Genomic DNA, 9,254 nt, shown 5'->3' on the forward strand with positions numbered 1-9,254 from the left:
CCCCTCCCCCGATCACGGAGTGCCGCATGGAGCGAACCGTTCTGGCCGCCGTCACCGAACGTCCCGACGCCGATTCGGCGCTCGCCGAGCAGATCCGCCGGGTGTGCGCGGCGATGGACGAGCACGGGTTGCAGGTGCGCTGGACCCACCGGGCCGCGGACGCCATGGCGGTGGTGGGGTCGGACGCGTCGCTGACGGCGGTCCTGGCGGCGTGGGACGCCCCCGGGGCCGAGGAACTGCTGGGGGCGGTGGGCAGGCGCTTCCGCGGCCTGCCCGTCTTCCTGATGACGCAGGAGCAGGAGCTTCCGCTGTGGGTGTACGAGGTCATCCAGGGCTACGTCTTCCCGCTGGAGGACACCCCGCAGTTCATCGCCGGACGCATCGCCCACGCGGCTGACGAGTACGCCGAGAAGATTCTTCCGCCGTTCTTCGGCGCGCTGCGCCGCCTGCAGGATCACCATCGCTACTCCTGGCACACCCCGGCGCACGCCGGCGGCGTGGCGTTCCTGAAGTCGCCGGTGGGGCGGGCGTTCTTCGACTTCTACGGCGAGCGGCTCCTCCGGACGGATCTGTCCATCTCCGTCACCGAACTGGGGTCGCCGCTCGACCACACCGGCCCGATCGGAGAGGCTGAGCGCAACGCCGCCCGCGTTTTCGGCGCCGACCGCACGTTCTTCGTGGTCAACGGCAACTCCACCGCCAACCGCATCGTCGGTCACCATGCGATCGCCCGCGACGACACCGTCCTGGTGGACCGCAACTGCCACAAGTCGGTCCAGCACGCGCTGGCCATCAGCGGCGCCCGCCCTGTCTATCTGGTGCCCGAGCGCAACGGGCTCGGGCTGGCGGGCCCGATCCCCTCCGCGACGCTGGAGGCGGACGCGCTCCGCGCTCGGGTGGCCGCCCACCCCCTTGCCGCCGGAGAGCCGACGTACGCGGTGATCACCAATTCGACGTACGACGGGGTGTGCTACGACGCGGTGCGGGTCGGTGAGTTGCTCGGCGCCAGCGTGCCACGGCTGCACTTCGACGAGGCGTGGTTCGCCTACGCCCGATTCAACCCTCTCTACGCCGGCCGGTACGGCATGGCGATCGACGAGCGCACGCTGCCGGGCCCCGACCGCCCCACCGTGTTCGCCACCCAGTCGACACACAAGCTGCTGGCGGCGCTGTCGCAGGCGGCGATGGTGCACCTCCGCCCCGCGCAGCGGGCGCCGGTCGACTACGACGCGTTCAACGAGACGTACCTCATGCACGCCTCCACGTCGCCGCTCTACCCCTTGATCGCCTCGCTGGACGTCGCGGCGGCGATGATGGACGGCCCGTCGGGGCCGTTCCTCACCGGGGAGGCGATCGTCGAGGCGGTCCGGTTCCGGCAGGCGATGGTGCGGCTGGCCGCCCGCATCCGCGAGGACGGCCTGCGGTCCGACTGGTTCTTCGGCGTCTGGCAGCCCTCTGAGGTCACCGACCCGCGCACCGGCCAGGTCTTCTCGTTCGCCGACGCCGATCCGGCGCTGCTGTGCGCTGAGCCGCGGTGCTGGACCATGGAGGAGGGGGCCGCGTGGCACGGGTTCGACGGGATGTCCGAGGGCTACTGCCTGCTCGACCCCGTCAAGGTGACGATCACCTGCCCGGGCGCCGACGCCGTCACGGGCACCCTCGACTGGGGCATCCCTGCCCGCGTCGTGGCCGCCCACCTGGAGCGGCGCGGCATCGTGGTGGAGAAGACCGGCGACCACACGTTGCTGGTGCTGTTCTCCATGGGGATCACCAAGGGCAAGTGGGGCACGCTCATCGACGCGCTCACCGACTTCAAGAACGCCTACGACGACGACCTGCCCCTGGCGGAGGTGTTGCCAGGCTTCGGCCCGCCCGCGATCTCGCTACAGAAGTACTGCACCCTGGTCCACGAGAAACTACGCGACTCCGGCGTGGGAAAGCTGCTGGACCAGGTGTTCACCAACCTGCCCGAACCGGTGACGACCCCAGCCGACTGCTACCAGGCCATGATCCGGGCCCGCACCGAGTCTGTCCCTCTGGACGATCTGCCGGGCCGGGTCGCCGCGGCCACGGTGGTGGTCACCCCACCGGGGATTCCCATGCTGATGCCCGGCGAGGCGGCCGGTCCCGCCGATGGCCCGCTGCTGACATACCTGCGGGCGTTGGAGGACTTCGACCGGGCCTTCCCCGACCTGGCGACAGACATCCACGGCGCCCACCGCGACGGCGAAGGCCGCTACTGGATAGAAGTCGTCAAGGACTGAGCCCGGCGTCTACGCGCTCATGGGCCAAGCGGATGCTCACTCGGCGAGGTACGGCACCACCGGCCAAGCCACGCGAAGTCAGGTCAGCGCCATGGGTGGAATCGTTCGCCCGGCAGCCTCGCCGCCTGGTCAGACCACGTCCGTGGCGTGTGAGCCCGGCATGCCGGGGCCGTGCACGACGTGGATCTGCTGGAGGTCGGTGACCTGACCACAGCTGGAGCAGGTCGTCTGCTCGGCGATCGCTCCCCCGCAACCGGTGTGCCGATACAAGATGGGCGGGCCGTCCGGCGCCGCCCATCGATCGCCCCACTGCGTCAGCGCGATGATCACGGGCGCCAGGTCGAGCCCCTTCTGGGTCACGGCGTAGCCGGCCCGGTCGGGCTGTTCCTCGCTCGAGCGCCGCTCGAGAATGCCTGAGTCGACAAGGCTGTCGAGGCGTTTCGCCAGGATGTTGGTCGCGATGCCCAAGCGCTGGAAGTCGGCGAAACGGGTCGCGCCGGCGAACAGCGCGTCGCGCACGATCAGCAGGCTCCACCGCTCACCGACGACCTCGAGCGCCCTGGCGGCAGAGCACACCTGCGTGTCGTATGTCCTGCCCAGCATGACGGCCACCTCCAGAATTGGCACTTGCGTCAAGCAAGTGTACGGCCCTAACCTCACTTGCATGACGCAAGTGCCCTCCGAGGGCCCAGGGGACCAGCGCCATCCGTTGCCGTGCAGTACAGGCGCGCCCGGCGACCGGCGCGATGCGCATGCCGTCCGGGAAGGCACACCCACCGACCGGGGCGCGGCGGGCCGGCCGTACACGTGAGGTTCCGGAGACGTCGCGATGAGCCCCGCTGCCCGCGACACCCCCGCACCGCAGCGCCCGCTGCGGTCACGAAAGAGGAGAACACCCAGTGGATCTGCAGCTGACAGGCAAGACGGCGGTCGTCACCGGCGGCAGCAAGGGAATCGGCCTGGCCCTCGTCCGGACCCTGCTCGCCGAGGGGATGCGCGTGGTCACCGGCTCACGCACCATCACAGCGGAGCTGAAGGAGACCGGGGCCGTGCCCGTGACCGTCGACCTCTCCACGGCCGAGGGCCCGGCCCGGCTCATCGACAGCGCCATCGACGAGCTCGGCGGCATCGACCTGCTGGTCAACAACGTGGGCGTCGGCGACACCGACGACTTCGCCAAGGGGGTCAGGCTCAACCTGCTGGAGCTGCCGGATGACGCCTGGGAGCACACCTTCAACCTGCACTTCTACAGCGCGCTGCGGGTCAGCCGCGCCGCGCTTCCCAGCCTGATCGAGCGCCGGGGCACGATCATCAACGTCTCCTCGGTCGGGGCGCGCACCGTCGCCGTCGGGCCCGCTGACTACAACGTCTCCAAGGCCGCGCTCAACGCTCTCACCAAGGTGATCGCCGAGCAGTTCGGAGGGCAGGGCGTGCGCGCCATCACCGTGTCTCCGGGACCAGTGAGCACCGGGGTATGGGCCGACCCGGACGGCTTCGTCGGCCGCCTCGCGAAGGAGCAGGGTGTGTCCCACGAATCGTTCGTGGAGCAGGCGATCAGCGGGCTCGGCTTGACGACCGGCCGCATCAGCACGCCGGAGGAGGTGGCGCGGCTCATCGCCTTCCTGGCCTCGCCCAACAACATCACCGGCAACGAGTACCTCATCGACGGAGGCATGACCAAGAACGTGTGACCGCCGCGGGCAGCGTGCTGCCCACGGTTCATCGTGACCCCGGCCTGGCCTTCGGGCCGTTCTCCCCTCCCTGTCGTCGGCGACGCCGGGGACCACATCCGATGACGTCGGCGAGAAGTGCCTCACGGTGCGGCGTGCCGTGGCCGGTCACCCTGACTTTGCCAGCGGTTCTCTATGCTTTCCGTACAGCTCGGGGGAACTGATGAGATCTGCAACAGGCTCGCGACGCCGGATGCTCTAGCGTGATGTGGTCACCGGCACACATGCCCATCAAAGTCAGGATGTCGGTCGCCGCGGTACTGGTGACCGGCCTGCTGGTCGGTGCGCTGTACGCGGTCTTGCTGGTGCTGATCAGGCAGGAGGCGGTGGACGAGGCCCAGCTGCACGCGTCACGGGCCGCTCAGCGCCTGGTCTTCGACGCCGAGGCCGACAAGCTGTCGAGCCCGCTCATCACCTCGGGCCAGGACGAGTTCGCGCAGATTCTCGGCCGCAAGGGACAGGTCGTCAAGGCCAGCGCCACGATCGTCGGGGAGCCGTCCATCCCCGCGACGCTACCCGCACCGCAGGAGCTTCGCAGCGACAGTTCGGTGTGCGGCTACCCGCGACCGGACAGCCCCTGCCTGCTGGCCACGGCGCACCGGTTCTTCCTCGAGAACAAGCCCTTCATCGCCATCGCCGCCACACCGGAACCAGGCCTGCTGCCTCGGCCGATGTGGGCGCTGTTGTTCGGGGTCGTCGCGATCGTCGCCTTGATCTTGCGTGGTGTCTCCATGTGGTGGGCGGTGGGCCGCACGCTGGCGCCGGTGGAGGCGATCAGGGCCGAGATGGACCGGATCATCACCGCGACGGACCTGCATCGCCGGGTGCCTCTTCCTGACAGGCGAGATGAGATCCAGCGGCTGGCCATGAGCGTCAACGCGACGCTGGATCGGCTGGAGCGCGCCGTGGAGCAGCAGCGCAGGTTCGTCTCCGACGTCTCCCACGAGCTGCGCAGCCCCATCACGGGCCTGCGGACGGGGCTGGAGGCCGCTGCGCTGCTGCCTGACGAGATCGACAGGGACGAGGTCGTGGAGTCGGCGCTGACGGCCACCGAACGGCTGGAGAACATCGTCGCCGACCTGCTGGTCCTGGCGCGGCGCGACGCCGGCATCCCCGACAGGACCGAGCCGGTCGATCTGGCGGCGCTCGTCAGGCAGGAGGCGGACCGCCGTCCGCGACGGGTGCCGGTCACGGTCACGGCCGATCCGCGGGTGATGGTGGAGGCCAGCACGCTCGGGATCGGCAGGGTTCTCACCAACCTGCTCGACAACGGCGCCCGCCATGCCCGCACCGCCGTCCAGGTGAGAGTGTTCATGGACGGCGAGGACGCCGTGGTCTCCGTCCATGACGACGGCCACGGCGTCCCCGCCGGCAGCAGGGAGCGCGTCTTCGAGCGGTTCGTACGGCTCGACGAGGGCCGCCGGAGGGACCCGCGCGGGAGCGGCCTCGGACTGGCCATCTCCAGGGAGATCGTGCGCGATCACCACGGATCCCTGACGATCGTCGACAGTCCCGTCGGCGCGTGTTTCGTCCTGCGCCTTCCCGCCCCTGAGTCAGCCGCCGCACACCGTCCTGCCTAGTCACCGACCTGCCAGAGACCCGGCAAGGGCGTGCAGGCGCGGTGGCCCTCTGGCTACCATTGCCGAGCCCGTGCAGAGCCTGAAGGGGTCAGGATGACCGCGACGCCCGCGGCTGCGCCGACTCGTGGAGGGATCGCCGTGCCGGATGGATGGCAGTGGGACAGCACCCTGTTCCGGGGAAGTGCCGCCTACTACGAGCGCGGCCGGCTGCCGTACGCTCCGGGCTTCGCCGGAACGCTGGCTTCGGCGCTCGCCCTGGACGGCCGGGGCCGGCTCCTCGACGTCGGCTGCGGGCCGGGCATCGTGACGCTGGCCATGGCACGGTTCTTCGCCGAGGCGGTCGGCGTCGATCCAGATGAGGACATGCTGGCCGAGGCCGAGCGGCAGGCCACGCGTCGCGGGGTGACCAACGCGCGGTGGGTGGCCGCGCGCGCCGAGGACCTACCAGCCGGTCTGGGTGAGTTCAGGGTCGTGGTGTTCGCCCAGTCCTTCCACTGGACGGATCGGGACCGTGTCGCCGCGTCCGTGCTGGAGATGCTGGAGCCGGGAGGCATGTTCGTCCACATGAGCGACCTCAAGAGTCCGCCCCCCGAACCGGCGCCGCCGCCGCTGCCCGCTCCGCCGTACGCGCGGATCAGCGACCTGGTCCGTCGCCATCTGGGCCCGGTGCGCCGCGCGGGTCAGGGAAGGCTCGTCAACGGCACGCCGGGCCGGGAGGACCTCGTCCTGGCGCGGGCCGGGTTCGAGGACTTCCGACGGCATGTCGTGCCGGCAGGGGACGTGGTCCACCGCACCGCGGACGACATCGTGGCATGGGTGTTCTCCCGATCCGACTCCGCCCCTCACCTGTTCGGCGGCGGGGTGGAGGACTTCGAGCGGGACCTGCGCGCGGTGCTGCGGCGAGCGGCGCCCGACGACCGCTTCGCTGAGCGTCTTCCGGCGACCGAGATCATGACCTGGCGCAGGCCGCTTCGTGGGCGGTGACGGCGACGCCGCGACGGCCTGCCGCCCGTCCGTGCTCGAGGGTCCGTCCATCCCGACGGCGTCCAAGGCTCCCGGACCTTCAGGAGGCGGCGGCTGAGCTCCTGGGGTTGGTTCCGTCCCACTCCTCCAGGGGAGCGCAGTGCCATTTCCATCCCGCCTGCCGCTCCTGGCCGGGCAGGTCCGCACGACCGTTGGCCCACAGCAGGGTCAGCCAGGGGTCCGTGTCCGTCGGCGCCCATGGGAACAGGCGCCGCAGTGTGGCCGCCGCGATCTCCTCAGAGGGAACAAAGGGCTGATGGACGCCTGTCCCGACATCGGCGGTATGCACGAGCATCTCGTCGCAGGCCATGGCCGCGAAGCCGGTCGCGTCGGCTCTGCCGTCGGGGTGCCATCCTCGGGCCTCGGGCGAGGTTCCGGCGACAACATGTGCGAGGACGGTGGCGAAGGCGTCCACCGTGGCGATCAGGTCCTCCGGCTCGGATTCCGGGCGAACACGCATCTCCATGGTGCTCAGTTCCCTGTCGCCGGCGACAAGGTCCGTGGCGTACCAGATCAGGCAGTCACCGATGTGGGCCACGATGCCCGCCACAGTCCGGTCCATCCCCGGGATCTGCGTTTCCGCCCACTTCTGATCTGCCACTGAACGCAGGTAGGACCCGCATTCGTCAGCCGCGCGAAGAATGATAGCCGCATCCATATGCGAATCTTTGCACGAAAAGATGGCCGTCGACCGCCAGGGCTCTCGAACAGCGGGGCGGCCGGGCCCGGCAGGACGAACATCCATCGGCGCGGGCTCTCCTGAGGATTCGAGCCCGGGTGACGCCAGCCGGATGCAAGATCTCTCCAAGTCGTGTCTCCTACCGTCCTGGCCATGGGAAAGACACATGTCATCGGTGGAGTCCTCGCCCTCGTGATCGGCACAGGCGTCCCGGCCGCGGCGCAGGCGGCCGTGGCCTCCGCCATCCATTGGGGCCCCGTCACGTCGTCAGCGGGACACTCCGGCCACGCCAAGGCCGACGTCTGGATCACCGACTTCAGCGCCGAGACTTTCGCCGTGCACGGCACGCTCCATGACCGCGACAGGCATCGCGGCCACTGTGCCTCCATCCGTGCCCGCTTCCACTACGTGGGCGGCGGCACCGGATGGAGCCGGCCCCGCTCGACCTGTTCGGCCAAGAGCCCCTTCCGGCTCACCTCGGACGGACAGATCAAGCGGGTGGACGTCAGGGTCTGCCTCTACGACCTCGCTTCGCGCACGACCTTCACCTGCCACGCCGACGCCATCACGCCCGAAATCATCGCGAACTGGCCCCGATGACGCTCCACGGGGTGTGCGGCGCGTCACTCACCGGCGAGCCCTCCGGTCTCCAGCAGCCGCCCGCCGGACAGCTCCAGCCAGCGCTCCACCCCGATCTCGGCGAGGAAGCGCTCGTCGTGGCTGACCACCACGAACGCCCCCTCGTACGCCCCGAGCGCACTCTCCAGCTGCCCCACGCTGACCAGGTCGAGGTTGTTGGTCGGCTCGTCCAGCAGCAGCAACTGCGGCGCAGGCTCCGCGCAGAGCACGCAGGCCAGCGTGGCGCGCAGCCGTTCGCCGCCCGACAGCACGCCCACCGGCAGGTGCGCACGGGCGCCCCTGAACAGGAAGCGGGCCAGCAGGTTCATCCGCTCCGCCTCCAGCAGGCCGGGAGCGAAGGCCGCCAGGTTCTCGGCCACGGTGCGCTCGACGTCGAGCAGGTCGAGCCGCTGTGAGAGGTAGGCGATCCGGCCGTCGGCCCGCCTGGCGCTGCCGCCGTCCGGCTCCAGCTCGCCGCTGACCAGGCGCAGCAAGGTCGACTTGCCCGCGCCGTTGGGGCCGGTCAGCGCGATGCGCTCGGGCCCGCGGATCGTCAGGTCGAGGCCCGGCGCGGCGAACAGGCCGCGGGCCTGCAGATGCTCGCCCAGGAAGACCGTGCGCCCCGCGGGGACGTGGGTCCCTGGCAGTCGCAGCGTGATCTTCTGCTCGTCGCGCAGGGTGCGCCCGGCCTCCTCCAGCCTGGCCTTGGCGTCGCCGACCCGGGCCGCGTGCGTCTGGCCCGCCCGCCCGGCCGACTCCTGCGCGCCGCGCTTCATGTTCCCCGCGAAGATCCGCGGCAGACCGGCGTTCTTGAGGTTGCGGGCGGCGTTGCTCGCCCGGCGCTCGGCCCGCTCGCGCGCCTGCTGCATCTCCCGCTTCTCGCGCTTGAGCTCCTGCTCGGCGCTGCGCACGTTCCGCTCGGCGGCCTCCTGCTCCGTCCGTACGGCCTGCTCGTAGGCCGTGAAGTCGCCGCCGTAGAAGCGGACCTCGCCCCTGTCCAGCTCGGCGATGCGATCCATGCAGTCGAGCAGGGCCCGGTCGTGACTGACCACGAGCAGACAGCCGGTCCAGTCGCCGAGCACGGCGTAGAGCTTGCGGCGCGCGTCGAGATCGAGGTTGTTCGTCGGCTCGTCGAGCAGCAGCACATCGGGACGCCTGAGCAGCTGCGCGGCCAGGCCGAGCGAGACGGCCTGACCGCCGCTCAGCGTGCGCAGCGTACGCCCCAACCCGAGGTCGCCGAGCCCGAGCCGGTCGAGCTGGGCGCGGGTGCGCTCCTCGATGTCCCAGTCGTTGCCGATCGTGGTGAAGTGCTCCTCGCTCGCGTCGCCCGACTCGATGGCGTCCAGCGCGGCGATCACGG

At 70.4% G+C, this 9,254-nt stretch carries 8 protein-coding genes; 5 read left to right on the forward strand and 3 right to left on the reverse strand.

All coding sequences use genetic code 11. The features are described from left to right. Window positions 1-26 precede the first annotated feature (26 nt). Complete coding sequence (locus tag ABFX50_RS46260; RefSeq protein ID WP_346156559.1) at window positions 27-2,264, forward strand: Orn/Lys/Arg family decarboxylase; 2,238 nt, start codon at window positions 27-29, stop codon at window positions 2,262-2,264. Between the two features lie 129 nt (window positions 2,265-2,393). Here the strand turns inward: ABFX50_RS46260 and ABFX50_RS46265 are convergent, their stop codons facing one another. After that, window positions 2,394-2,867, reverse strand: a complete 474-nt coding sequence (locus ABFX50_RS46265) for a winged helix-turn-helix transcriptional regulator (RefSeq protein ID WP_346156562.1) — start codon at window positions 2,865-2,867, stop codon at window positions 2,394-2,396. Between the two features lie 296 nt (window positions 2,868-3,163). Between ABFX50_RS46265 and ABFX50_RS46270 the strand changes: the two genes are divergently transcribed. The 3 genes from ABFX50_RS46270 to ABFX50_RS46280 all read left to right on the forward strand — a co-directional run bounded on the left by ABFX50_RS46270 (window position 3,164) and on the right by ABFX50_RS46280 (window position 6,558). Continuing rightward, window positions 3,164-3,955, forward strand: coding sequence for an SDR family NAD(P)-dependent oxidoreductase (locus ABFX50_RS46270; protein ID WP_346156566.1), 792 nt, complete (start codon window positions 3,164-3,166; stop codon window positions 3,953-3,955). Between the two features lie 263 nt (window positions 3,956-4,218). Continuing rightward, window positions 4,219-5,574: a sensor histidine kinase gene (locus ABFX50_RS46275; protein WP_346156568.1), complete on the forward strand. Its 1,356-nt coding sequence runs from the start codon at window positions 4,219-4,221 to the stop codon at window positions 5,572-5,574. A gap of 138 nt (window positions 5,575-5,712) precedes the next feature. Beyond that, entirely contained in the window at window positions 5,713-6,558 is an 846-nt protein-coding gene (locus tag ABFX50_RS46280; RefSeq protein ID WP_346156573.1) for a class I SAM-dependent methyltransferase, read from the forward strand. A gap of 79 nt (window positions 6,559-6,637) precedes the next feature. Here the strand turns inward: ABFX50_RS46280 and ABFX50_RS46285 are convergent, their stop codons facing one another. Beyond that, window positions 6,638-7,147 carry a hypothetical protein gene (locus ABFX50_RS46285; RefSeq protein WP_346156575.1) on the reverse strand — a complete coding sequence of 170 codons (510 nt, stop codon included), beginning with the start codon at window positions 7,145-7,147 and terminating at the stop codon, window positions 6,638-6,640. A 282-nt stretch (window positions 7,148-7,429) separates the two neighbouring features. On the opposite strand from ABFX50_RS46285, the gene ABFX50_RS46290 reads away from it, so the two are divergent. Continuing rightward, on the forward strand, window positions 7,430-7,876 hold the full coding sequence (locus ABFX50_RS46290) for a hypothetical protein (protein WP_346156578.1): 447 nt from the start codon (window positions 7,430-7,432) through the stop codon (window positions 7,874-7,876). A gap of 23 nt (window positions 7,877-7,899) precedes the next feature. Here the strand turns inward: ABFX50_RS46290 and ABFX50_RS46295 are convergent. Next, window positions 7,900-9,254: ABC-F family ATP-binding cassette domain-containing protein (locus tag ABFX50_RS46295; RefSeq protein ID WP_346156581.1), on the reverse strand; the 1,355-nt coding region annotated here is incomplete at its 5' end.

The organism is Nonomuraea recticatena (assembly GCF_039533245.1).
GTDB lineage: Bacteria > Actinomycetota > Actinomycetes > Streptosporangiales > Streptosporangiaceae > Nonomuraea > Nonomuraea roseola.